The 24,469-nt window shown below is 70.8% G+C and carries 16 protein-coding genes; 11 read left to right on the top strand and 5 right to left on the bottom strand.

Annotated elements, in window-relative coordinates:
* Positions 1-58: 58 nt before the first annotated feature.
* The 3 genes from AB0N02_RS18165 to AB0N02_RS18155 are packed head-to-tail and all read right to left on the bottom strand — an operon-like array spanning position 59 to position 5,343.
* Positions 59-2,128, bottom strand: a complete 2,070-nt coding sequence (locus AB0N02_RS18165; protein WP_363947468.1) for a hypothetical protein — start codon at positions 2,126-2,128, stop codon at positions 59-61.
* The gene (locus tag AB0N02_RS18160) at positions 2,125-3,891 is read right to left on the bottom strand and encodes a hypothetical protein (protein WP_363947465.1); all 1,767 of its coding nucleotides are present in this window, start codon (positions 3,889-3,891) and stop codon (positions 2,125-2,127) included. The genes AB0N02_RS18165 and AB0N02_RS18160 overlap by 4 nt, the downstream gene beginning before the upstream one ends.
* A 30-nt stretch (positions 3,892-3,921) precedes the next feature.
* Entirely contained in the window at positions 3,922-5,343 is a 1,422-nt protein-coding gene (locus AB0N02_RS18155) for a hypothetical protein (protein ID WP_363947462.1), read from the bottom strand.
* A gap of 607 nt (positions 5,344-5,950) precedes the next feature.
* On the opposite strand from AB0N02_RS18155, the gene AB0N02_RS18150 reads away from it, so the two are divergent.
* The 8 genes from AB0N02_RS18150 to AB0N02_RS18115 all read left to right on the top strand — a co-directional run bounded on the left by AB0N02_RS18150 (position 5,951) and on the right by AB0N02_RS18115 (position 16,800).
* Positions 5,951-6,904, top strand: coding sequence for an NAD(P)-dependent oxidoreductase (locus tag AB0N02_RS18150; protein WP_363947459.1), 954 nt, complete (start codon positions 5,951-5,953; stop codon positions 6,902-6,904).
* Positions 6,905-7,518: 614 nt separating this feature from the next.
* Positions 7,519-8,691, top strand: a complete 1,173-nt coding sequence (gene hemA, locus AB0N02_RS18145; RefSeq protein ID WP_363947456.1) for a 5-aminolevulinate synthase — start codon at positions 7,519-7,521, stop codon at positions 8,689-8,691.
* Positions 8,692-8,761: 70 nt separating this feature from the next.
* Positions 8,762-9,604 (top strand): TauD/TfdA family dioxygenase, encoded by an 843-nt coding sequence (locus tag AB0N02_RS18140; protein WP_363947454.1) that lies wholly within the window; start codon positions 8,762-8,764, stop codon positions 9,602-9,604.
* Positions 9,604-10,566 carry a 3-oxoacyl-[acyl-carrier-protein] synthase III C-terminal domain-containing protein gene (locus tag AB0N02_RS18135; protein WP_363947451.1) on the top strand — a complete coding sequence of 321 codons (963 nt, stop codon included), beginning with the start codon at positions 9,604-9,606 and terminating at the stop codon, positions 10,564-10,566. Before AB0N02_RS18140 ends, AB0N02_RS18135 begins: the two co-directional genes overlap by 1 nt.
* The gene (locus tag AB0N02_RS18130; protein ID WP_363947448.1) at positions 10,563-11,864 is read left to right on the top strand and encodes an ATP-grasp domain-containing protein; all 1,302 of its coding nucleotides are present in this window, start codon (positions 10,563-10,565) and stop codon (positions 11,862-11,864) included. Before AB0N02_RS18135 ends, AB0N02_RS18130 begins: the two co-directional genes overlap by 4 nt.
* A complete protein-coding gene (locus AB0N02_RS18125) occupies positions 11,861-13,708 on the top strand; it encodes a hypothetical protein (protein WP_363947446.1) in 1,848 nt (615 codons plus the stop codon). Before AB0N02_RS18130 ends, AB0N02_RS18125 begins: the two co-directional genes overlap by 4 nt.
* Positions 13,709-13,780: 72 nt before the next feature.
* The gene (locus tag AB0N02_RS18120; RefSeq protein ID WP_363947443.1) at positions 13,781-15,388 is read left to right on the top strand and encodes a hypothetical protein; all 1,608 of its coding nucleotides are present in this window, start codon (positions 13,781-13,783) and stop codon (positions 15,386-15,388) included.
* Positions 15,382-16,800, top strand: coding sequence for an MFS transporter (locus AB0N02_RS18115; protein WP_363947441.1), 1,419 nt, complete (start codon positions 15,382-15,384; stop codon positions 16,798-16,800). Before AB0N02_RS18120 ends, AB0N02_RS18115 begins: the two co-directional genes overlap by 7 nt.
* Before the next feature lie 227 nt (positions 16,801-17,027).
* On the opposite strand, the gene AB0N02_RS18110 is transcribed toward AB0N02_RS18115, so the two are convergent.
* Entirely contained in the window at positions 17,028-17,636 is a 609-nt protein-coding gene (locus tag AB0N02_RS18110; protein ID WP_363947438.1) for an anthrone oxygenase family protein, read from the bottom strand.
* Positions 17,637-17,919: 283 nt separating this feature from the next.
* Between AB0N02_RS18110 and AB0N02_RS18105 the strand changes: the two genes are divergently transcribed.
* Positions 17,920-18,909 (top strand): LysR substrate-binding domain-containing protein, encoded by a 990-nt coding sequence (locus AB0N02_RS18105; RefSeq protein ID WP_363947435.1) that lies wholly within the window; start codon positions 17,920-17,922, stop codon positions 18,907-18,909.
* A gap of 68 nt (positions 18,910-18,977) precedes the next feature.
* Here the strand turns inward: AB0N02_RS18105 and AB0N02_RS18100 are convergent, their stop codons facing one another.
* The gene (locus AB0N02_RS18100) at positions 18,978-19,238 is read right to left on the bottom strand and encodes a hypothetical protein (protein WP_363947432.1); all 261 of its coding nucleotides are present in this window, start codon (positions 19,236-19,238) and stop codon (positions 18,978-18,980) included.
* A gap of 672 nt (positions 19,239-19,910) precedes the next feature.
* Between AB0N02_RS18100 and AB0N02_RS18095 the strand changes: the two genes are divergently transcribed.
* Positions 19,911-21,518, top strand: coding sequence for an RICIN domain-containing protein (locus tag AB0N02_RS18095; protein ID WP_363947429.1), 1,608 nt, complete (start codon positions 19,911-19,913; stop codon positions 21,516-21,518).
* A gap of 658 nt (positions 21,519-22,176) precedes the next feature.
* Positions 22,177-24,384, top strand: coding sequence for a protein kinase (locus AB0N02_RS18090; protein ID WP_363947426.1), 2,208 nt, complete (start codon positions 22,177-22,179; stop codon positions 24,382-24,384).
* The last annotated feature ends 85 nt before the right edge of the window (positions 24,385-24,469 follow it).

Genomic DNA, 24,469 nt, shown 5'->3' with positions numbered 1-24,469 from the left:
GCCTGGGTCCTTTCACAGGTGACTTTCAACTTCGCGAAGATCAGGTGAGGCGGGGCGGTCAGCAGGTCTGCCAGCGAACCGTCGTGGTGATCGAGTCGTCGGGTCCGTAGACGGTCAGCGGGGTGGTGGCCTGGAAGGGGGTGCCGCACCAGTGACGGATGCGGAGGGCCCGCAGCACGATCACATCCGGGTGTCCCGCCCTCGACGTCCCGCTGGACGGGGTCACGGTCAGCCCGGGAGCCGTTATCCGCCATCGCAGGTCGGCTCCCCCGGTCACGGTGAGCATCATGTTTCCCTGGCCGAACTCGTCGAGCGTCACCACGGGAGGTATCCGCACCCGCCCGGCGAGCCCGTTCGGGTCGGCGGGCGTGGTCTCGGCGGGCGAGGTCCTGGGCGGAGCCACGGAGGACACGGCCTCGGGGAAGGGCGTCTCGGCCGGCGCGGCCTCGTCGGGCGTCTCACGGGGTGCGGTCTCCTGGGAGGCGGTCGACCGCAGGGAACCGGTCGCTCCGGTGCCGGCCGCCGGGGCGAAGAGGTTCATCCCCGTCAGGGTGCCCGCCGCTCCCGCGACCACGATGATCACGATCTTCACGGTGGTGCTCTTGACCCGCGCCCCGGCCCACGCGAGTGCTTCGAGGACGCGGAGCCCGGGGCCGAAGTGCGCCTCGGCTGGCTCGCCGTACGCCCTGGACACGGAGGCGCGCCTGTCACCGGGAGCGCCCCCGGCGGCGCGGCCCGCGGCGGACGGGACGGACGGCAGGGAGGGCATCGTCGCGGTCAGGTCGCCGGTGCGTGTGGCGGCCTCACGCGCCAGCTTCTGGGAGAACAGCGCGTCGTAGAGGGGGGTGTCCTGCCCCGAGGCCGGCGTCGCGAGCGACGGGCCGGTCGGGGCGGGCAGCACGGGCAGGGACGGCAGCGTCGGGCGGTCCTGGAGGGCCGGGCCGTACGGGAGCCTGGAGCGGTCCGGGCGCCTGGGACGCTCGCCGGGCTCCTGGGAGGCCGGATGCTCCGGGTGGTCGGGACGCTCCGAACGCCCGGGGTGGTCAGGGCGTTCGGGACGGCCGGAGCGCTCCGGAGGGTCGGAGCGGACGGGCTGGTAGGGGAGTGTGGAGCGGTCCTGTCTGGTGCGGCGCACCGGACGGGCGGACGGGTCCTCCTCCGCCGAGGCCGGGCCCGGACCGGACGCGGCGGGCGCGGGAGCCCCAGGAGACGCGGCGGGCGCGACGCCGCCGGTGCTCCCGGCGCTCCTGGCGCTTTCGGTGCTCCCGGTGGGGCCGGTGGGTGCCTCGGGGGTCACGGCGACCGTGGCCGTTGCCGGCGCTGTGGGCGTGGCGGTCGTGGCGGCCGTGGCGGGAGTCTTGGGCTTGACGCGCTTGGGCGCGGGCCGGGCCGCCTCGGGCGGCAGGGACGCCAGGAGCCGTCGCCTGTTCTCGGCGGTCAGGGAGCGGATCCGCGGGTGGGAGATCATCTGCGGAACCGTGTAGCGGATGTTGATCGGCCGCGCGCACACGGAGCACTTGAGTACGTGGGACAGCAGGTTCGCCCGCGCGTCCTCCCCGCCCTGGGGCACGGTCCTGTCGTCGTCGAACTCGTCGGGGAAGAGCGTTTCGACCAGCGGCGCGAGCTCCGGGCAGGTGCGGCGCCCGTTGGCGAGCGCGTCCAGCCCGCTGGCCAGGATCTCGATCAGGTCCTGGGTCCGGGTGGCGAGCCTGACGGCGTCGTCGGCGGGCATCGCCAGCGCGTGGGCGAGGTCCTCCACGGTGAGTTCGTGGCGATACATGAGCCTGAGCGTCTCGGTGTCCAGCGGGTCGACGAGCGCCCAGACGCGCTCGGTCACCTCCTCGTCCGGCATGCCGGGGCCGGAGTCCGGTACGTACCGCTCCCGGTGACCGGGAGCGGTGAGGCAGTCACGCCGAAGTGCGGCCAGCAGATGTCCCCGGGCGCTGACGCCCTCGGGGGCCGGCTCGGCCAGGCAGGCGGTCAGCACGGAGGCGACCGCCGGCAGTGCCCGGCCGGGGGCGAGATGGTAGGTGGCGTAGTCCATCAGGTGCGCGCCGTGCTCGCTCACCCATGCCGCCCCCCGGCCGGTGCCGGGCACGTCACGCCCGGCACCGGATGACGCGTTCACGGGCCCCTGTACCCGTCCTGCTCCGGCTCGATCTGGCCGGGGCCAGGGTTGATGTGGCCGGAGCCACGCCGGTCGGGACGGGAGGGCTGCGCGGGGGGAAGGTCGCCGGACGGCCGGTCGGACTGGTTCGACCTGGTGGACTGGGCGGGGTCGGAGCCGCCGTACCGCACGGGCGGTTCCTGGTCGTACGGCGTGGGCACGGCGGGGGCGAGGTCGCCCGACCGCGCGGGCGGGACGGACTGCGCGGGGCCGGACCGACCGGACCGGTCGGGCTGGCCGGACTGACCGGGCTGGCCGGGCTGGTCGGCCGGGTTGGGCTGGGCCGGGGCCGGGTCCGTCACCACGAAGTCCAGGTTCCGCTCGGGCAGACCGGTGAACTTGGTCCAGTTGCTGACCTCACCCGGAGCGGGCTCGGCGTAGAGCCAGCGGACGAAGGCGGGCCACAGACACGAGTCGCGCGGGATGATCGGGTTCTGCTCGGTGGAGCCCAGCTCGCGAAGCTCGTCGGTGGAGTAGTCACGGCACGGCGGGGTGCCCGGCGGGGCGATGTTGAGGTCCCACACGCCGTTCTCGTCCGTGTACCGCATGTTCTTGTCGAGCCCCAGGGCCTCCTGGGCCCGCCGGAGAAGCGCCGGGTCCTTGAAGACCGGCAGGGAGTCCGCGCCCTCGGGGAGGGTGCCGTTCTGCGTGGGGGGATCGGCCGGCCTGAGCACGGTCCCGTCGGCGGGCTGCCGCCTGTCGGGGGTGGGAAGCGTGGGGTCGGCGGTGGGCGGGGCGGGGTTGAGCGTGCTGTGCGGCGTGGGGGCGGCGTTCCGCTGCGGCGACCTGTGCCTGCCGGGAGACCTGGGCGTCGCGGTGGGAACCGGCCGCCTGGCCGTGCCCGAGGGCTTCGGAGTGGCCCGGGGAGTGGTGGGCTTGGCGGTCTCCGACGGCTCGGTGGGCTTGGCGGTGCTCGTGGGCACGGCGGGCTTGAGGGTGCCCGAGGGGGCCGACTGCTTGGTCCCCTGGCCGCCGGTGTCCTTCGGCTGGGCGGGGACCCCGACGTCGACCTTCGGCTTCTCGGCGAGCACGGCGGGGCCCTTGTCGATCTGGCTGCCGCTGTCGGAGATGTTGCCGCTGACCTTCTTCGTCGGTGCGGGATCGGGGGCGGTTTTGCGCGTCGTGGTCGTCGTCGGCGGCTGGACCGGCGCCGGATTCGGGGCCTTCTGCGTGCCCCCGCCGCCGCCACCCCCGCCGCCTCCGCCGTTTCCGTTGCTCCCGCTGTTTCCGTTGCTCTTCTGGGAGGAGGTGTTCTTGACGGGCTCGACCGCGGCCGTGCTGTTCGGCTGCGGCACCGGGTCCTTGGTCGCCGTGCCCCTGGGATTGCCGGGCCGCTGCAGGGGGGCGATGGCGCTCGCCAGGACGGGAAGGGCCAGGCACCCTCCGCCGCCGCCGGAGACGGCGCGCCCGTCGGCGGTCGCGGTCAGGCAGACCTTCGCGCCCGTGGAACCCTGGCCGGCTCCCTTGTTGCCGATCGCGCCGCCCCCGTTGGCGCCGGAGAGCGGAAGGGGGGCGTTGCCGTCTCCCACCTTCCCGGCCGTCCACGCCTGCGCGCCGGCGTCCAGGTGGTAGGTGCCCGCGGCCAGGCGTATGACCTGCTCCTGGGCGGGCTGCCCGGAACGGGCTGCGATGACGGTTCCCAGCCCGGCGCCCGCCCCGAACACGCCGATCGCGATACTCGCGGTGATCACCGTCGCGCGTGAGGGCTTACGTGATGGTGTCATGATGGGTGTTCCTCTTCTTCCAGTGGGACCTCAGTCGCCGTGGCTCTCCAGGACCTCGCTCCACTCGCCCAGCACGCGGACGGGCTCGGAGGATCCGGCGGGGGGGATATAGGTGACGTATATTCGTCCGTAGGTCGCGCTCGCCGAGTGGGCGAACGCCTTGTGCCCGGTGCGGACAGCGGCCGGCCCCTTCAGGCTGACCTTCGCGCCCTTGCGCTCGGCCAGGCGGCTGTCGGTCGATCGTGCGGCGTACCAGAGCAGGGCGCCTCCGTCGGCGGTCCGCAGCGCCCGCACCGGCCCTTCGGGCCGGTAGGACAGGCTGAGAATCCATCCGGCGTCCTCGAGCTGGGCGCGTTCATGCTGCCAGAACTGCACGGTCTCGCTGGTCCACGGCCCGTCCTCGAACCTCGGGTCGGGCTTGGCGCTCTCCAGGCTCGTCAGGTGGGCGGTGGCGACCTCGCGCGGGGTCGCGACCAGGCCGGTGGCGTTCTCCGGCAGGCTCGCGGCGTATCCCTCGGCGTCGGTGGCGATCCTGGGGAAGCTGCCGGGGGTGGCCCGGGTGTCGGCGCCGGACGCCGTCAGGCGCCAGCCGGCGGGGGTCGAGCTCATCAGGTCCATGACCCGGGCGATCCCCGGCTCGTAGGAGACCGCCACGAACCAGTCGGGGGTGCCCTCGACGTGCCGGGGCACCCACACCTGCGGGTTGGGCCAGATGCCCGACGACACCTGCTCGCCCTCCATCCGGGCGGTCTTGAAGCTCGCCCGCGTCATCTCCACCGCCAGCCCGCCCTCCAGCTTGCCCATCGCGGCCTGGTCCAGCGCCGCCTGGGCCGCCGACAGGCTTCTCTGGTAGTGGCCGTGGATGCGGTACGCCTGCCGGATGGTGAGCTGGGACGCACCGGGCGCCGAGGGATCGGCGGACGGCTGGGAGGTGGTCTCGACACGCGTCTTCTGCGTGGGGACCGGCTCGGGAGGGGGCGGGGGCGCGGTCTTCCCCTTGTCGTCCGACGCGCGGCCCGGGGCCTTCGAGACCGAGGGGATCGGGGCCTCCGAGACCGGGGCCTTCGAGACCGGGGGGACCGGGGCCTTCGAGACCGGGGCCTCCGAGATCGCCGGGGACGGCTTCTCGTCGTCAGGGACGGCGGAGGCGGAGTTCGCGGTGGCGAAGGGGAACGGCGGCGCGCCCGTGCTCCAGGTCGGCCCGGACAGCTGGGGAGACGGGTCGGCGACCAAGGTCTGCGATTCGAGACCGTTCTCCCTGATCAGCCAGATCGCCGCCGCGCCGATGATCGTCGAGAACGCCCCGAACAGAATGACCTTTCGCCAGTTGAATGTGGGGAGTCGTTCGGGATGCCAGTCGGAGTCGTGATCAGATTCGTCCCCCGAGGAGGCGCCGCCACGGCCGGGAGGCCAGGCTTGCTCGTCTGGGAAATCTGATGCACGCCGTGACATAGGTCCAAATATTAGACTGACGGTGATCTATTGGGAAGGTAAAGCGGTCCCGTAATCGGCACTTATGGTTATTAGGTTATAAATAACACATAATTGCCAATACGGTCTGTCCGAAACCTGCCCCCCGGTGACCTGCGGCGGGACCCGCGGAGGGGTGCGCCAGGCCTTCTTCGGGAGTCGTGTCTCCGATGGTTTGGGCTGGTCTGTGCTGTTTACTGTTGATCTGCTATTTCCCTGGGGCGGGGTTCCCGTTCGCTTCGCGTTGTATTTCGGGTTCGCGTGGGATGTCGCACTCCGTGATCGGCGGACTGGAAATCGTTTCCAGGATGGATTGCCGTGATCCCTCGCTGGGGGGCTCGATACGAATGGTCTTCATGTATTCCGGACGGTCCGCTCGGGCGTCCTCCCGGCAATAAGGTCCGATCTTTCCGGGGTACGGTCCCGGCCGCCGGGCGCCTTCGCGTGGCCTCAGCCCAGGCTCTCCCGGCGGGCCCGCCGCCCGGGTTCGCGCGAGGCGGGGCTCCATGGGAAGTGCTCATGATTTAACCCCTAAAAAGGGTCATCGACTCATAGTGAGTCACTTATCACTATTTGTGCTTCCGGCTCCGTGGATCCGGGAAGTTTCGGGGAAGGGGAAAAGGGGGGGCGAGAGCGAAGAGGCCGGCGGAAGGGGGGACGGCACATGCGGGTGGCGGTGCTCGGGATGGGCAGGATGGGCGGCGCGCTGGCCCGGCGGCTGCTCGCGCGCGGTCACACGGTGCGGGTCTGGAACCGTACGCCGGGAAAGGCGGGGGAGCTGGTCGAGGCGGGCGCCGTCGAGGCCGCTTCGCCGCTGGAGGCCGCGCGTGACGCCGACGGCGTGCTGATGTCGCTCGCCGACGACCGGGCGAGCCGTGAGGTCATGGCGCAGCTGGCCGGTCTTGGGGAGGTGGGGGCGGCGGCGCCGGTCGTCGCCGACGCCAGCACCGTCTCCCCGGCCACCTCCCGAGGGCTGCGGGAGACGGCCCCCGGGCACAGGTTCGTCGCCGCGCCGATCCTCGGGGGGCCGGAGGCCGTCGTCGGGGGACATGCCATGGGGCTCCTGGGCGGCGAACGCGAATACGTGCGCAGGCTGGACCCCGTCTGGCGGGACTTGTTCGGGGTCCAGCGGTACTGCGGGGATGACCCGGGCGCCGCGCTGACGTACAAGCTCCTGAACAACTACCTGCTTATGTCCGGCCTCGCCGTCGTCGCCGAGGCGGTGGCCACCGGGCAGGCGGCGGGACTCGACGATTCGATGCTGCACGACTTCCTGTTCCGGTGGCCGACCGTGGCGCCCGCGCTGCACAACCGGCTCGAGGACGTCCTCCACGGCGACCATCGGGGCTGGTTCACCACGCGGCTCGGCGCCAAGGACGTACGGCTCGTCGCCGAGCTCGCGGAGTCGGCCGGCCTCGACCTGCCGATCGCCCGGCTGGTCCAGCGGCTCTACGAGAAGGCGGCCGAGCACGGCTGGGGCGACGCCGACATAGCCGCGATCGTGGAGCTGCTCCGCGAGCGGCCGGGCGACGGGGCGTCCTGAGGGATCCGGTCCACGCGGCGGGGCGGGGAAACGCCCGGGAACGGGACGGTGAAAAGGGCCTCGTGGCCTCGGCGGGAGTTCCGGCAGAGGGGCCGGAGGCGGCGCCGATCGGGCGAGATGGCATGAAATCTCGTTCTTGACAGGATTTCTCTACTTACCTACTGTTCGTGTAGGTAATAGGGGTAATGGTGTGCATGTACGCCGCACTTCGGCATCGCACACGGAACGGCACTCCCCGTGGCCAGACTCTCGATACTCGATAGGGGCGACGAGATTGATGGCAAGAACGAGGGCTGACCGGTCCCGCGCCGGGAACGGCCCCATGACGACATAGCCGGGGTTCGGCGGGGAATCCGGAACTCGCCGGATCCGCACCGCCGGAAATCGGCGAGGCGGCCACGCGCCGTGCCCGGAATTCACCACGAACGCCGGAAACACCGGTCACCGCATCTGATTTCCATTCCGTTTTTCTTGCTGCGCGCCCCAGGGGCCGGGGCCGCTGGATCTTCGCGTTCGTTCTCCGAACGCCGTCACCGCCGGCCGCCGGCTGCGCGGAATTTTCCAGGAACCGGGGTCGATTCATCATGCGAACGCTGACGGAACAATCGAACACGTTGTTGGGGATATTCCCGAAGAAGGTCGAGGAGCTCAAGCGGAACGGGCTGTACCGCAGCTTCCTGCCCTGCTCCCATCTGGCCGCGGACCACGGGTGCGCGACGCACGAGGGAGAGCACATCCAGGTCTGGTGCAGCAACGACTATCTCGGGCTCAGCCTGCACCCCGAGGTCGTGCGGGCGCAGATCGACTCGGCCGTCGAACACGGGACCGGGAGCGGCGGGTCGCGCAACATCGCCGGAACGAGCGAGGCGCACGTCGAACTGGAGGCCAGGCTCGCGGCCTGGCACGGCAAGGAACGCGCGCTGGTCTTCTCAAGCGGTTACGTCGCGAACTTCGAGACGCTGAGCACCCTCATCTCCGCGGTCCCCGACATCGTGGTCTTCTCCGACGCGAGCAATCACAGATCACTTATCGAGGGAATCCTCCGCACCGGGTGCAGGAAACACGTCTTTCCGCACAACGATCTCGAAGAACTGGAGAAGGCGCTCTCCCTGTACGGGGAGGACCACCCGAAACTGATCGTCTTCGAGTCGGTGTACTCGATGGGCGGGGACGTGTCACCGGTGCGTGAGATCTGCGACCTCGCGGAGCGGTACAACGCGCTGACGTTCATCGACGAGACACACGCCGTCGGCACGAGGGGGCCGACGGGCGCGGGCCTCTGCGAGGAACTCGGCGAACACCGTCTCACCTTCGTGCAGGGCGTTTTCAGCAAGGCGGTCGGCACGGTCGGCGGATATGTGACCGGCCCGGACAGCGTGCTCGACTATGTCCGTTCCCACGCGCCGGGATTCATTTTCACCACCTCCCTTCCGCAGTCCAGCATGGACGCGACGCTCAAATCCCTGGACCTCGTCCAGCGCGGCGACGCCCTGCGGCGGGGGCTGATGGAGAACGTGCGCCACCTGAAAGGCGCGCTGCGCGGCGCGGGGGTCGACTTCATCGACGCGGAGAGCCACCTGGTGCCGGTGCTGGTCCCCGGCGCCGAGCGCGTACGACACGTGTCGCGGCGCCTGCTGGAGGAGCACGGAATCTACGTGACCCCGATCAACTTTCCCTCCGTTCCCAGGGGGACGGAACGCTTCCGGATCACGGTCAGCCCCCTCAGGACGCACGAGCAGATCGACGGCTTCGTGGCCGCGCTGCGCAAGAGCCTCGCCTCCGAGTAGGCGCCCCCGTCCGGCCGCCGACAGGCCGGAGCGGGCGGGACCGCCGTCCGCGAACAGACGAGAGGACATCATGAAGATCAGCGAGATAACCCCGTTCATCGGCGCGGAGATCTCCGGCGTCACCTACGACGACCTCGAGCGGCAGGAGGTCTTCGACCGGCTCGCCGAGAGCCTGCGGCAGCGTGAGCTGGTGGTCGTGCGAGGCCTGGAGCTGACGCCGCGGCAGCAGATCACCCTGGCGGCGCGCATCGGCAGGCCGGTGCCCTTCCTGCTCCAGCAGTACCGCCACCCGGAGTTCGAGGAGATCATGATCTCCTCCAACGAGGTCAGGAACAACAGGCCCATCGGCGTGGCGAGGGTCGGCAACTTCTGGCACCAGGACTCGTCCTACATCACCGACCCGGCGCCCTACACCATGCTGCACGGCGTGAACGTGCCCTCCACCAGCGGGCACACCCTGTACGCGAACGCCGTCGACGTCTACGAGCGCCTGCCGGAGGAGTGGAAGCGGAGGATCGCGGGCAGGAACGCCCTGGCCACCGTCAACAAGCGCCTGCGGATCGGCCCCGAGCACGTCGGCCTGTCGGTCGCGGAGTTCCGTGCGCTGATCGACATCGAGCATCCGAAGGTCGAGCACCCCCTGGTGCGGGAGGACCCCTTCACCGGGCGCCCCTACCTGTACGGCGCGCCCGAGTACCTCGACTCGGTGGTCGGCTTCGACGCCAACGAGAACGCGGCGTTCTTCGCGATCGTCGACGAGCTCATCCAGGACCCCGACCACGTCTACACCCACCGCTGGACGCCCAACGACCTGGTCATCTGGAAGACCGCGACGACCTACCACTGCGCCACCGAGGTCGAGCCGGGCGTCGGGCGGACGGTGCACCGCATCAGCATCAAGTCCGGTGACTGATGGGCGGCATCGTCGACTTCGAGATCCGTCTTCCCCGGTCCCGGGTCGGCGTGCACCGGATGCACCGGGCGTCCGGGCTGCCGGTCGAGGCCATCAGGGAGATCACGCACAGCGAGGAGATCCCCGTCCTCGGTGCGGAGGAGCGGTCGTGGGAGCTCGCCCTGGAGGCGGCCGGGGCACTGCTCGGCCGTACGGCGGTGCGGCCCGGGGACGTCCAGCAGGTGATCTTCGCGGGCTCCGGCGAGTGGGACGTCCCGTTCTGGTCGCCGGCGGCGAAGGTGGCCGCCGAACTCGGCATCGACCAGGCGCACTGCTTCGAGGTGACGAACTTCTGCAACGCGGGCACCACGGCGATCCAGATCGCCCTCGACAGGCTGACGATCTCGGGAGGGAAGGGGTACGCGCTGGTGCTCGTCGCCGACCGGCTGAGCCGGATGGTCGACTACGACGACCCCTCGGCCAAGGAGCTGTTCAACTTCGGCGACGCGGCGGCGGCCGTACTGCTGGCCCGTGACGACGTCTCCTACGAGGTGCTCCACTCGGCGATGCGCACCGACCCGAGCTGGTCGGACTACTACTTCGGCGAACACCGGGGGGAACGCCTGACCATCCGCCGGGGCGCGCACCGCCCCGGGCTCGCCGACGCCTACGTGGACAACTTCACCCGGCTGGTCGACGAGACCCTGGCCGCGGTCGGCGGCAAGAAGGACGACGTCTCGTACTTCCTGATCAACCAGGGTGACCGGAGGATGCACGAGCGGCTGCTGGGGGCCCTGGGGATACCGGAGTCCAGGAGCGTCTTCAACTACCGGAGGCTCGGCCACATGGGGGGCGCTGACACCCTGATCGCGCTGCGCGATCTCCGGGCGCGAGAGGCACTGCGCCCCGGCGACCTGCTCCTTCTCGCCACGAGCGCCATGGGTTTCAGCTGGGGCGTCACCGCATTGGAGTACGCGAGATGAAGATTCTGGTCATCCATCAGGTCCCGTACCGAAAGATCGACTATCACCTCGGCATCGACCACGAGGCGCACGACGTCACCTACGTCGGCCGCGCGGAGCGGATCGCCGAGCTACCGGCGGGACTGCGCTGCCGGCGCCTCGAGGTCGGCCCGCACGACGACCTGGCCGGATGGATCATCGAGAACGTCTCCCCCTCGGACGGCTTCGAGCAGGTCCTGTCGCTGTCGGAGGACGGCATCCTGCTGGCCTGGCGGGTGCGGCGGCACCTCGGGATCGAGGGGCCCTCCCTCGAACGGCTGCAGCGGGTGCGTGACAAGGTCAGCATGAAGAGGGCGCTCGCCGGTTCCGGGGTGCGTTATCCGCGCTTCGTGTCGGGCGCGCCCGCGGCGGGCGACGTGGCGGGCGACGCGGTGGGCGGTGTGCCAGGCGACGCGTCAGGCGACGGGAACGCCTCGGGGGACGCCTCGGAGGGCGCCTCGGAGGGCGGGGACTCGCCGTGGGACGGCACGCTGCCCTGGACCGGCAGGACCGTCCTCAAGCCCCGGCAGGGCGCCTCCAGCAAGGAGGTCGTCATCCACGAGACGGCCGAGGAGGCGCTCGCCGCCTATCGGCTGCTCGACGCCCCCGGGGAGTTCGAGCTGGAGGAGTACGTCGACGGCGACGTCCTGCACGCCGACGGGCTGGTCCACGACGGCGAGCTGGTGAACGTCGTGTTCAGCAGATGCGTGCGGACGCCGCTGGACTTCGCGCAGGGCACGCCGATCGCCTCCCACCAGATCCAGCACGACGAGCGCCACCGCGTCTTCGTCGAACAGGTGCTCAGGGCCCTGGAGATCGACACCGGATGCGTCCACCTTGAGTTCTTCGAGACCAAGGAGCAGGAGCTCGTCTTCCTGGAGGTCGCCAACCGGCTCGGCGGCGCGGGCATCGTGACCTCCCACCTGCGGCACACGGGAGTGCACCTGCCCTCGCACGAGATCGCCATCCGCCTCGGCTGGCCCAGGCCGGAGCCGCTGCCCGTCAGCGGGCGCTACCACGGCTTCGCCCTGTTCCCCGGGCACCACCTGAAGGCGGAGGACGGCTACGAGATCGACGTGCCGGACCACATCCGCGACCACCCCTGGGTCGACAGGGTGCACGCCCTGGACGGGATCCAGCCGCTGCCCGACCACATCACCTACCAGGAGTGGGAGATCCCGGTCTTCATCGAGGCCTCGCACCCCGACCCCGGCGTGCTCCGGCAGTTCCTCGGGGAGTTCGTCCTGGCCCCGCTCGTCAGGACCGGGGGCGCGCGATGAGGCACTGCCCGACCGACCTGCTGCTGGCGGTCGAGCACGTCGAACGGCTGGTCGCGGCGGAGCCCGGTTCCGCCGCCGCGCGGCTGCTGGCGACGCACGACCTGACCGGACTGCTCGACGGCACGACGCTCACCGAGGGGCTGGAGGAGCTCTTCGGCGGCCTCGGCCAGTATCCGTGGCGGTCGCTGACGGGGGGTGACGACGTCGAGGAGTTCTCCCCGGCCGGCACGGTCGTGCTGGACGACGACGCGCCGGAACGGACCCTGCGCGGCCTGCTGTTCGGCTGGGCGACCGGCAACGAGGTCGTCATCCGTACCGGACGCGGGGAGTTCTGGCGGGCGGTGACCGGTCTCTTCCAGGAGGCCGCCCTCCCCCTGCCGGGCGTCGTGGTGACGGGAGCGGACGACGCGACGGCGGACGGCCTGGTCGTCGAGGTTCCCGAACCGCGCGTCCGGTCCGGCTCGCCCCTGGCGGGACCCGCGCGGCAGGCGGCCGTCCTGGCCGCCGACAGCAGGGCGGAGTGGGTCCGGCGGCTGTTCCACCGCGACTACCTGGTGGGCACCCGCCTCGCGGTCGTCCGCGGCCGCGACGCCGAGGGGGAGGAGGAACGCGTCGGCGCCAAGCTGCGCTACCTGGTCGGGCGGGCCCGCCGTACCCCCTACTACCGGGACCTGCCCGCCGTCACCGGCCGGGCGGACCTGACCCGCCTGCCCGTCCTGGACAAGGCCGCCCTCGACGCCCACACGCCGCCCGTCAGCGGGGACATGTCCAGCGGCGCGCCGCCCAGCGGCGAGGTACTGCGCAGCGGGGCGACGACCGGGGGCCCGCGCTACATCGTCTACTCCCTCACCGACTGGTCGAACATGGTGCGGGAGGCCATCCCGGTCCTGTACGGCGTCGGCCTGGAGAAGGGCGACCGGCTGATCAACGCCCTGTTCGGCGGCAGCCTCTACGGCGGCCTGATCACCAGCAGCTGCGAGTTCTCCCAGATGCCGGTCGAGTGCTACACCACCGGCCAGCACATCACGGTCGACGACCTGCTGACGCTGGTGCGGAGCTTCTCCGCCAACGCCGTCGTCGGCCAGCCCGCCCTCCTGCTGCCCCTGCTGCGCGAGGCCAGGGCGCGCGACGCGGGCCTGCGCCTGGAGAAGGTCGTCTACGGCGGCACCGCGATGACCGAGACCGACAAGGCCTGGCTGCGCGAGCACCTGGGGGTCCGGGTGATCTCCAGCATCGTCGCGGCCAACGACGGCGCCCAGCTCGGCTACCAGTGCCGTGAGCTGGACGGGACGCTGCACCACCTCTGCGACGAGTACAACCTGATCGAGGTGGTCGACGAGGAGGGCCGGCCGCTGCCGGACGGCGAGCCCGGCCACCTGCTCGTCACCGGCCTGCAGAAGTTCGAGGGCCCGCTGATCCGCTACCGGATCGGCGACGTCGGCAGGATCCTCCCCCGCCGCGACTGCGGCTGCGGGGTCTCGGGCAGGGTCCTGGAGTATCTCGGCCGCTCCGACGGCCTGATCAAGGTCAAGGCCCGCACGGTGCTGTACAACGAGATCCTCGCCGCGCTCTCGGTCTTCCAGGTCTCGCAGCTGCAGGTCGAGATCACCTCGAGCGACGGCACGGACACCGTGATCGTCCGCACAGAGTCGCCGCTCGACCTCGATCCGGAGAAGGTCCGTCACCTGCTGAACGACGAGTTCGAGGCGCTGAGCGACCGCCACGCGTTCGGTCAGGGCCTCGATGTGTTCCGGCTGGTCGTCGAGTGTTCCGGCGAGGGCGCGCTGCCGAGGAACGCGGTGAGCGGCAAGATCAAACCGGTGGTCGACCGGCGTCTGGAGTAGCGCCCCGGCCCGCGGGGGCGCCCCGCGGGACCTGATCATTCCGACGGACCGGTGGAGAACGGGAACGGACCCATGACCAATCGCATCACGGAGCTGTACAACAAGGAGCTGCTCAGCGGGGTCAGCCCCCTGGCGGAGATCGACCTGCACGACGAGCGGCGGTTCCCGTACCTGGCGACCCTCGCCCGCAGATATCTGACACGCCCGATCTTCATCGGGGAGAGCGAGCTGAGGCGGTTCGCCGACGACACGGTCCGTACCGTCGACATCCTCACCTCGCTTCCCGACCGGCTCTTCGACGGCGACCTCGGCCGCTTCTGCGACGCCCTGGGGATCAGCCCGGAGCGGGCCGGGATCATGCGCCGCCTCGGCGGAGTCAGGCCGCCCCGCTTCGGCCGCATCGACGCCTACCACGACGGCGAGACGTTCAAGATCCTGGAGTTCAACGCCACCAGCGAGACCGGTGGCCTGGAATGGGTCGGCCCCGCGACGAAGGCCATGCTCGACCACGACGCGCTCCGCTCCTTCGCCGAGCAGCACGGGCTCCGCCACACCGACGCCCCGCAGATGGTCGCCGAGGCCCTGCGGCAGGCGGGCTCGGCCGTCACCGGGGGCCGGGACCCGGTGGTCGCGGTGATCGAGGGGGAGGGCGGCCTGGCCCGGTACGGCGAGGCCTGGCGGCCCCTGCAGAAGCTCCTGCGGGGCTTCGGCCTCGAATGCCATCTCGGCGAGATCACCGACCTGCGCGTCAGGAACGGCAGGGTGCTGTTCGGCGACACCCCGGTCGACCTGGTCTACCGCGTCTTCGAGGTCGACCAGATCATCGGCCACCCGGAGGGTCTCCGGCTCACCGAGCAGCTCTTCACCGCGCACGAGGAGGGACGCGTGGTGATCTGGACCCCGCTCGAAACGGAGATCTACCGCCACAAGGGGTGCATGACGTTCCTGTCCGACCCCCGGCTGCGGGCCCGGCTCTCCGAGGACGAACGGCTGCTCATCGACCGCGTGCTGCCCTGGACGCGCTCCCTGAACGGCGAGTCGGCGCTGAGGGACAAGGACCTGGTCGAGTACTGCGTGGAGCACAGGGAGCGCCTCATCCTCAAACCGAACGCGCTCTACAGCGGGCAGGGGATCACCCCCGGCTGGGAGGCGGACGAGGACGAATGGTCGCGGGCCCTGCGGTACGTGGCCGAGATCGGCGGTGTCGTGCAGGAGAGGGTGGTGCCGCGCACGGAACCGGTGGTCGACCCGGCGACCGGCCGTACCGAGGAGTGGGAGGCCTGCTGGGGGCTGTACTACACGCCCGCGGGCGGTTACGGGGGCGGTGGCTGCAGGCTCCAGCGGGTCGGCCAGGTCGATGTCAGGGCGCTGGGGCCGGGCTCGAAGACCCGGGTGGCGGGCATCTTCCTCTACCCCGACACGGTGGACCACCCCGACACGGTGGACCACCCCGACACGGTGGACCACCCCGAGGCGGGGGAGTCGGGCACGGGCCGTTCCGGCGTCGCCGTCGGCGCGGCCGTACCGGGTGACGGCTCCGTCCGGGACGGCGGCGGGTTTCGGGAGAACGACGTGATCCGGGAGGGCGGTGCGATCCGGGAAGGCGGTCCGGTTCGGGAGGACGGTGCGATCCGGGAGGGCGGTCTGGCCTGGGAGGGCGACGGTGCCCGCCGATGGTGACCGAAGGCGCCACCGTACCCCGCAGCCGTTCCAGGGGCCCCGGCCTCGGCCGCAACTACCGCTACCTCCTGTCGGCCTACTCGATCCAGACGCTCGGCGAGGGCGTCGTGATCGCCGCACTGCCGCTGCTGGCGAGCAAGCTGACCAGTGATCCGAGGCTGATCTCCTGGGTGCCGCTGGCCACCGAGCTGCCCTGGCTGCTGCTCGCCCTGGTCGGCGGGGTGATCGTCGACCGCTACGACCGGCGCCGGCTGATGATCGGGGCCCAGGCCGCGCAGACGTTCCTGCTCGTCACCGTCGCGCTGGTCGTGACCCTGGGCGGTACCCAGATCTGGATGATCTACGTCCTGGCGTTCGGGCTCTGCGTGGGCGACATCATCTTCATGGGGTCGAGCAGGGCGCTGATCCCCACGATCGTCCGGAGCGCCGACCTGGAGGCCGCGAACGGGCGGAACGTGACGGCCGAGACGCTGGGCCGGATGTTCATCGGCCCCGCCCTGGGCTCGGCGCTGTTCGTGCTCCTGGTCCCGCTGCCACTGTGGGTGAACGCCGCGACCTACCTCGTCTCACTCCTGCTGCTCTCCCGGATCCGCAACAGCGCGGGCCACTTCAGGGCGGTTCCCACCGGTACCGATCGGAGGGCGCGGGCAGGTGAGGAGCCGTCGTCGGACGCCGCTACGGACGCCGCCACGGACACTGTCACGGACACTGTCACGGGTGCTGTCACGGACGGGTCGCGGACGCGGGAGCGGCGCGGGGTGCCGGCCGAGATGATGGAGGGCGTGCGCTGGCTGGCCGGGCACCGGGTGCTCCGCGTCACCGTCATCCTGGCCGCGACCAGCAACTTCAGCGTCTTCATGGCACAGTCGGTCACCGTGCTCTTCGCCAAGGACGTCCTGGGCGTCGGGGACGCGGGGTACGGGATCCTGGTGGCCGCGATGGCGATAGGCGGGGTCGTCGGCGGCCTGGTCAGCCGCCGCGTCGTCGGCCACTTCGGCACCCGCTCCGTCGTCATCGGGGTCTCGGTGGCGAGCGCGCTCAGCCTGGTGGCCATCGGCCTGTTCGGCAGGCAGCCCGTCGTCGTGGTCGCGCTGTTCGGCATCTGGTCGGCCGGCCTTTCCATCTGGAACGTGATGGCCCAGTCGCTCAGTCAGCGGCTGATCCCCAACGAGCTGATGGGCAGGGTCGGCAGCGCCACCAGGATGATCGCCTTCGGCGCGCTCCCGCTGGGCGCCCTCGCCGGCGGTCTCGTGGCCGCCGCGTACGGCCTGACGGCGCCGTGGGTGGCCGGTGGCGTGGTCCACCTGGTCGTGACCCTGCTCACGCTGCCCGCCCTGCTGCGCTGGCCCGCCGTGATCGAGGCCCCGGCGACCTCCGTTCCCATGATGGAGGACGCGCGGGAAACGAACTGAGCGGGGCCCGGCCATCGGTGCCGAGAAGCCGTTTTCCCCCAACCGGGGTTCCGGCCTCTCGGCGCCGTCACGGTCTCCCCCGAGTTTTCGGCGGGGTCCGCGCTCTCGGGGAGACCGCCTGTCCCCGAGATCGGCGGTGCGGGTGACGGCGCCGGCCGGGGGTCACGGCGCGGGTTGCGTGCTTTGCGCACACCCGGGCCGGTGAAGAAGACGATCCGGTCGCCCCGCTAGCGGCCGGGCCTCTCGCCGTACGGGGAGGTGGCCGGGAGGAAGTGCGGGGCGGCGGCGGCTGACGCGCCCCGGCCGGGGACGGCGCCGGGGTCTGCCGTGGCCGCGCTCGCGGTGGTACGGCCGTGCAGGACGAGTGCCCAGGTGAGGACGGCGAAGGCGGTGACGTTCGCGACCGCCCTGACGACGTTCCAGGTGACCCAGCGCGACTCGAAGAGCTGACGGACCGCGGCCAGGTCAGCGATGTCGCCGGGAGCGCCCGCCTTGGCGAGCTGGTCGTTGAGGGGCACGTTGACGGCGGCGGTGACGACGAACATCACCCCGTACAGAACGAGCGCGGCGATGATCCACGGCAGGACACCCCCGTCCGACCGCAGGTGCAGCACCAGCGCCGCGATGGTGAACACCAGTCCTCCCAGGAAGCAGAACATGAACCAGCCGTTGAGGATGGCCACGTTGATCCTCTGCATGGCCTCGACGAAGGTGCGGTCGTGCGAACGTCCGAGGCCGGGCATCACCGCGTAGGCGAAGGAGGCGAACAGCCCGGCCATGAGACCGGTGGTGACGGTCGCGGCGAGCAGGGAGACCGTCTGAAGGATCTTGATCATGGTGTGCCGTTCCTGGTCACGGACGCCGGGGCGTCGCGCGGGCGTGATCGGTGAGCGCGCTGGTGTTGGTCGGTGAGGCCGTGGGGCCCGTGGGGCCCGTGTCCCCGGTGCGGGCCGGGTCGTCCATGTTCGTCTCCCCGTCCCGTCCCCGCGAGGGGTTTTCCGCCCCCCTGTCGGTCTTTTCGGACCTCCGTCAGCCTTTCGGCCCTCCGGAATCCCCTGTCGGGCGGGTGCCTCACCCGACCGGGTTTCTCAATGGTCGTCCGGGCTGGACTCGGGAACAATGATCGATTACGTAACGTTCGTTAACCCAGAGGTTCACGAACGGGGGTCCGCGGTGGAGCGGCGCGATATCGAGATCTTCTTGGAGCTCGGCAGAGAATTGCATTTCGGGCGCACCGCCGAAAACCTGCATGTGTCCACGGCCAGGGTCAGTCAGACGATCAAGAAAATGGAGCGTCGCATCGGTGTCCCGCTGTTCGAGCGGACCAGTCGCAGGGTGGCGCTGACCCCGGTCGGCCGCCGCCTCCACGACGACCTCGATCCCGCCTACCGGCGGATCCTCGAAGGTATCGACAGGGCGATCGCCGCGGGCCGCGGCGTCGACGGTGTGCTGCGGGTCGGTTTCATCGGCACGGCGGTCGGCCGTTTCGTCGTCGAGGTCGCCGACGCCTTCCACACCCGCCATTCCACCTGCCGGGTCCGGATCCGGGAGAGCCCCTACAGCGACGGCACCGCGTTGCTCGGCGACGACGAGATCGACGTCCTGCTCGCCGTGCTCTCGCCGCCCGAGGGCTCGGAGTTCACCGCCGGCCCGGTCCTGTTCCGTGAGGCCCCCATGCTCGCGGTCCCGGCCCGGCACCCCTTCGCCCGCCGGGCCTCGGTCTCGCTCGACGACCTCGCCCGAGACAAGGTCCTGCGCCCCCGCCTGATCCCCGACTTCGTGGACGAGGCCGTGGTCCCGCGCCGGACGCCGAGCGGCGCCCTCATCGAGCGCGGACCGGCCTTCGACACCATCCAGGAGATGCTCGCACTCGTCGGCGTTGGCAAGGGCGTCTTCCCCGTCCCCACCCACGCGAGCCGATACGACGCGCGACCGGACGTCGCCTACGTCCCCCTCCTCGACGGCCCGCCCTTCGAGTGGAGGCTCGTCTGGCGGACCACGGCCGAGACCGCCCGGATCCAGGCCTTCGCCCAGACCGCCCACGACTACGCCGCCCTCAGACCGAACCCCCTGCTCGACACCGACACCGACCCCGACCCCGGTCGTTAGGGGCCGTCCCCGCGTGCGCGGGCTCACCGCGTCCACCGGGTTCACCGCGTCCACTGTGTCCACCGTGTTCACCGCGTCCACCGCCCGGCGATCTCGCGCCACGGAGCGGCCGTACCGGGTTCGCGGGTCTCGATCCGGTCAGCAGGCAACTCCGTCCAGCGGCCGGTCGTGACGGCGATGCCGGCGTCGTCTCCCGTCACTACGAGCCCGCCGCCCTCCCTGCCGCCCGGCGACGCGGCCTCCGCGGCCTGTTCGACGGGTGTCCGGAGAGGGAAACGGTCGGTCAGGACATTCGCGCGTCTGCCGGGAACGCCGGGCGCCGTGTTCACCGAATCCATAGATGATCACACCGCCTCCGTTGTCGAGGCCGAACTTCGCCCGTGAACAAGTCAGCGCCTTCCGGCAATGTGATTCCGGTGTGATTCCTGGTGTCACGGAGATGAAATGCAATTCGATGCTCGGATGCGGTCTTCGGTCGGCGGTCGGACTTTGTGGATGACACATATTCCGGGGGCCGTGCCGGCCTTCCCGGACATCTCGCCGGTGCGTCGCCGTCGTGGCGCCGCCGTACGGATCGACGGGTGAACGAGATCTCCCGGGGCGTCACCTCGATTCCAGCGGGGCGGTCGCACCGGAGACGCTCCGGGACGTCGGCGTCGGTGTGGCCGGCGGGTGTCCGGCCCGCTCGTCCGAAATCACTTGTATTGACAGTCCTGGAAAAACGTGAATCGGGATTGTTTTAACAGGCGTCACATCTTTCTCATCTATAAAGTTTCTTTTCTGTTACCGTTGGACGGTTTTCGAACGATCCGACGGCGGTTATCGTATGGAGTCGATCACGCCAACGGGGCGAAATCCACCATGAATCGCGACCGGTAACTCCGGCACGGCTGCCACGTCGACCGGGCATCGACTCATTTCATCATGGGTTTGCACGGGTTTATTCGGCATGCGCGAAAACCACCGGGCGTCGCGGGAGAGGTTAATGTCAGATGACGTCGATGGGTGTGAAACGAGGTTTCTGGGCGCGGGCGCTCGCCGTCCTGCTGCCCGCACTCGTCCTGGTCGGCGTGGCGCCCGCCACGCCTGCCGCCGCCACCGCTTCGCCGATCGTTCCGAAGGTGCACTGCGTCGGTAACGGCACCAGCGGCTACCGCGTCAAACTGATCTACGCGTACGAGTCGGGCTCCAATCGGTTCACCGAGAAGGCGCCGCTGATCCAGCAGTCCGCGTGGATCACGCAGGAGAACGTGAACGACAGCGCGCGCCGGGACGGCGCCGAGCGCTGGGTCCGCTTCGAGACCACCTCCACCGGCTGTGACCTGGCCATCGACTCCGTCCAGGTCCCCGCCGGCACGGCGAACGGCGACTGGACGGGGGCGTTGAAGACCCTCGGGTACACCGACACCCACCACATCTACATCGCCTACTTCGAGAACGGCACCGGCTGCGGCGGTACGATCGGCGACAGCCCCATCGCCGACCACGACGCCGCCGGGACCGGCAACCGGCACAACTCGTACGCGACCTGGATCTCCCTCTCACCGAACTGCGCGACCGGGCACGAGATGACCCATGAGCTCGCGCACGCGCTGGGCGGGATCCTGCCGGGCGCGCCCAACTACGTCTCCGGCGCCCACTGCAGCGACTCCAACGAGACGCTCTGCCAGGGTGGCGCCACCGTCGTCTGCTCCGACCCGCTGGCGGTCCGGCTGATGGACTGCGGCAAGAACGACTACTTCGGCGTCACCCCGGTCGGCACCTACCTGTCCACCCACTGGAACGCCGCCAACGACAGCCTCTACCTGGAGCCAGGCTCCTCGGTCCCCGCCATGACCACGATTCCGGTGCTGACACCCCAGCTGCTCTACGGCGTGGACGTGGAGGCTAACGAGATCGTCTTCACGTACGAACCGAGCACCAAGGTCGAGGGCTCCGGCGTCACCCATGAGGTGCAGCTGTTGCGCAACGGCACGGTCATCGCCACCGTCCCGACCTGGCAGCACTCGATCCGGGTGACGGGCCTGATGTCCAACACCAGCGCGAGCTACACGATCCGGGAGCGGGTCACCTCCGGCGGGGTCACCCGTACCTCGGCGGCGTCCGACTCGCTGATCGTCCTGACCGGGTCGGTCAGCAACACCGCCGGTACCGTGGCGGACGGGACCACCACGGTCTTCACCAACGACATCGTGGACTCCTCCGGGCCGAACATGGCCATCGACGTGTTCGACTTCAGCACCGCCGACAACGCCTCCGTCGTGCAGTGGCCGCAGAACAGCAAGAGGAACCAGCAGTGGCGGCTGGACGCGGCCGGCGGCGGCACCTACACGATCACCAGCGTGAACAGCGGGAAGTGCCTGAGCCCGCTGGGCGGCAGCGGTACCGCGGGGACGACCGTGGTCCAGGTCCCCTGCACCGGAGCCACCGCGCAGAAGTGGACGTTCCCCTCGATCTCCGGGGTCACCTACCAGATCAAGGCGGGCGTCGGCACCAACCAGTGCATCCGGGCGGACGGCGGCGGCACCGGTGCCGGCACCGCCCTGGTGCTCGGCACCTGCAACTCCTCGGACTCCACCCAGCGCTGGACCAACAACCAGATCGGCTGAACCGGGCGGTCTGATCGCGACCGATCCGGGTGACCCGGCCGCGACGGATCCGGGCGGTCTGACCGCGACGGATCCGGGCGGCCACCGGTCGTGACCGCGTCGCGGTGGGTCATCCGCGAGACGCCCGATCACCACCCGGGACCCCGGCGGACTCCGGGACCCGCTCCGACCGAGCGGGACCGGTCCGCCGGGGTCCTTCGCCGTCGGGGCCCGATCGCGTACACGGACGACTCCGGGTCGCGTACCACGAAATCGGATCCTGGGGCACGAACGAGCACTTCCCCGTACTCCTGCACTCCACAAGCCTGTGCACAACGGTTTCGAATCTGTGTACGAGTCTGTGGAAACTGTGGATAACTCCGTCCACCCCGGGCGGGACGTCCCCTGGACGGGATGCCCCTGACGGTCCGTCCGGGCCGACGTCCGGGCCGATGCCCGCGACCGCGGGGTGACACATGTGTCACCCGATCCGCCGAGGATGCCGGTGGGCGGTGAGACCCTGTCCGGCCCGGTGAACGGGAACCGCAACGGCGGGTGACCGGGTCACGAAGATTCGACAACGTGCCCGTGACGGACCGGGTCCGGTCGGTGAGCGCGGCGTACCATCAAGACGCTCCACACCACCACGCCCTGGCCCGGGCTGTCGAAGAGGTGACCAGTGCCGAGTCCCCACCCCCTTGGACCGGCGGATCCCGGGCAGATCGGCGAGTATCGGCTGACCGCCGTCCTCGGCCAGGGCGGACAGGGAACGGTGTACCTCGGGCGGACGGCCTCGGGGGACGAGGTGGCCGTCAAGGTGCTGCACGCGCACCTCGTCGAGGACCCGGAGGCGCGCAGGCGTTTCCTGCGGGAGACCGATCTCGCCCGCCGGGTCGCGCCGTTCTGCACCGCCAGGGTGCTGGACGCGGGAATGCACCAGGACAGGCCGTACATCGCCAGTGAGTACGTCCCCGGCCACTCACTTCAGCAGGTCATGCGCAACGACGGTCCCCGGACCGGCAGCGCCCTGGACCGGCTCGCGGTTACGACGGCGACCGCGCTGGCCGCGATCCACCGTGCCGGGATCGTGCACCGGGACTTCAAGCCGAGCAACGTCATCCTCGGTCCCGAGGGCCCCGTGGTGATCGACTTCGGTGTCGCGCGTACCCTTGACCACACCGCCACGCGATCGGGGTCGGTCGGAACCCCCGCCTACATCGCGCCCGAGCAGCTCACCCAGGACACGGTCGGTCAGGCCGCCGACATATTCAGCTGGGCCGGCACGATGGTCTACGCGGCCACCGGCCACCTCGCCTTCCCCGGCGACTCCGTCCCCGCGCTGCTGCACGCCATCCTCCACCGCGATCCCGACCTGTCCGGCGTCCCCGAAGGGCTTCGCCCGCTGCTGGCGAGATGCCTCGCCAAGGATCCGGCCGCCCGCCCGACGGCCGCCGACCTGGTCCGCATCCTCACGGGCGACGGCCCGGCCGCCACCCCCTCTCCGGCACCCACGGCACCCACGGCACCCACGGCGTCTGCGGCGTCTGCGGTGTCTGCGGCGGGACCTGCGTACCCAACGGCCCCGGCGTTCCCGGTATCCCCGGCGTCCCCGGCGGGACCGGCGGCCATGACTCCCCTGCCGGAGTCGACCGCCGTGGCTCCGGCGGGCCCGGTGCGGGCCCGGCTGATCCCCCGCCGCGCGCTGGTGACCGTCACGGTGGCGGTCGCCGCGGTGGCGGTCGTCCTGCTCGTGTGGGTCTGGCCCCAGAGCAAGGCCGGAGGGGGCGCCTCATCCCGGTCCAGCGCGGAGATCTCCCCGCCGGACCGTACCCCGTCACATCTTCGGACCTCGCCCCTCCTGACTTCGCCCCTTCCGGCTTCGCCCCTTCCGACCCCGTCTCTCCGGACCCCGGCGGAGAGTAGGACACCGCTCCCCTTCGGGGCCGTCGTAGGCGCCCCCATAACCGATCACGACAACGACGTCCGTTCCGTGGCGACCGGCCGGATCGACGGGGTACCCGTCATCGTCACCGGATCCGACGACGAGACCGTACGCGTGGTGGACCTGCGGACCCGGCGGCAGCGCGGTGAGGCCCTGCGGGGACACACCGAATGGGTCCGTTCGGTGGCGTTCGGGCAGCTCGACGGCACGCCCATCGCGGTCAGCGCCGCCGACGACGACACGCTGCGGGTGTGGGACCTGAACACCGGGACGCAACGCGGTACTCCCATGACCGGGCACGACGGCGACGTCAAGGCGGTGGCGTTCGGGCGGCTCGACGGCGCGCCCATCGCGGTCAGCGCCGGAACCGACGCGACGGTGCGCGTGTGGGATCTGCGAACGGGCGAACAGCGGGGCACACCCATCACCGGGCACACGGGCGGGGTGTGGGCGGTGGCGCTCGGGCAGCTCGACGGTGCGCCCGTGGTGGTCAGCACCGGCGACGACGGCACGATCCGGGTGTGGAACCTCCGCACCGGAGAGCGGATCGGCCCCGCCCTGCGCGGGCACAGGGGCTGGGTCCGCTCGGTCGCGCTCGGGCAACTCGACGGCGTCCCGATCGCGGTCACCGGCGGCGAGGACGGCACCGCACGGGTGTGGGACCTACGGGGGCGCAGGCAGCTCACCGTCCTGCGGGGACACACCGGGGAGATCTGGTCGGTGGCGCTGGGACGGATCGGCGACGTACCGATCGCGATCACCGGCGGCGAGGACCGCACCGCACGGGTGTGGAACCTACGGACCGGTAAGCAGATCGGCTCCCCCCTGACCGGGCACGGCGACCGCCTCTGGGCGGTGGCCTTCGACGATCTCGACGGACGGCCCGTCGCGATCACGGCGAGCAGGGACGAGACCGTGCGCGTGTGGAGTCTCGGCTCGCCTTGAGCCGGCGCGCCCGCCAGGACCGGACCTAACCACGTGACGGGTTCGCGCCGAGGTTCCTTCCGGCCGTCGTTCCGGTGCCGTCGTC

Source organism: Streptosporangium sp. NPDC051022, from assembly GCF_040683035.1.
Taxonomy (GTDB): Bacteria; Actinomycetota; Actinomycetes; order Streptosporangiales; family Streptosporangiaceae; genus Streptosporangium.
The sequence above is the reverse complement of the archived record's forward strand: the minus strand, read 5'-3'. Positions and strand labels throughout refer to the sequence as shown.

Excerpts from the sequence above, each read along its gene's own strand:
- AB0N02_RS18160 (WP_363947465.1), bottom strand. The coding sequence starts at position 3,891 with ATGACACCATCACGTAAGCCCTCACGCGCGACGGTGATCACCGCGAGT.
- AB0N02_RS18155 (WP_363947462.1), bottom strand. The coding sequence starts at position 5,343 with ATGTCACGGCGTGCATCAGATTTCCCAGACGAGCAAGCCTGGCCTCCC.
- AB0N02_RS18140 (WP_363947454.1), top strand. The coding sequence starts at position 8,762 with ATGAAGATCAGCGAGATAACCCCGTTCATCGGCGCGGAGATCTCCGGC.
- AB0N02_RS18135 (WP_363947451.1), top strand. The coding sequence starts at position 9,604 with ATGGGCGGCATCGTCGACTTCGAGATCCGTCTTCCCCGGTCCCGGGTC.
- AB0N02_RS18130 (WP_363947448.1), top strand. The coding sequence starts at position 10,563 with ATGAAGATTCTGGTCATCCATCAGGTCCCGTACCGAAAGATCGACTAT.
- AB0N02_RS18125 (WP_363947446.1), top strand. The coding sequence starts at position 11,861 with ATGAGGCACTGCCCGACCGACCTGCTGCTGGCGGTCGAGCACGTCGAA.
- AB0N02_RS18120 (WP_363947443.1), top strand. The coding sequence starts at position 13,781 with ATGACCAATCGCATCACGGAGCTGTACAACAAGGAGCTGCTCAGCGGG.
- AB0N02_RS18115 (WP_363947441.1), top strand. The coding sequence starts at position 15,382 with ATGGTGACCGAAGGCGCCACCGTACCCCGCAGCCGTTCCAGGGGCCCC.
- AB0N02_RS18110 (WP_363947438.1), bottom strand. The coding sequence starts at position 17,636 with ATGATCAAGATCCTTCAGACGGTCTCCCTGCTCGCCGCGACCGTCACC.
- AB0N02_RS18105 (WP_363947435.1), top strand. The coding sequence starts at position 17,920 with ATGATCGATTACGTAACGTTCGTTAACCCAGAGGTTCACGAACGGGGG.
- AB0N02_RS18095 (WP_363947429.1), top strand. The coding sequence starts at position 19,911 with ATGGGTGTGAAACGAGGTTTCTGGGCGCGGGCGCTCGCCGTCCTGCTG.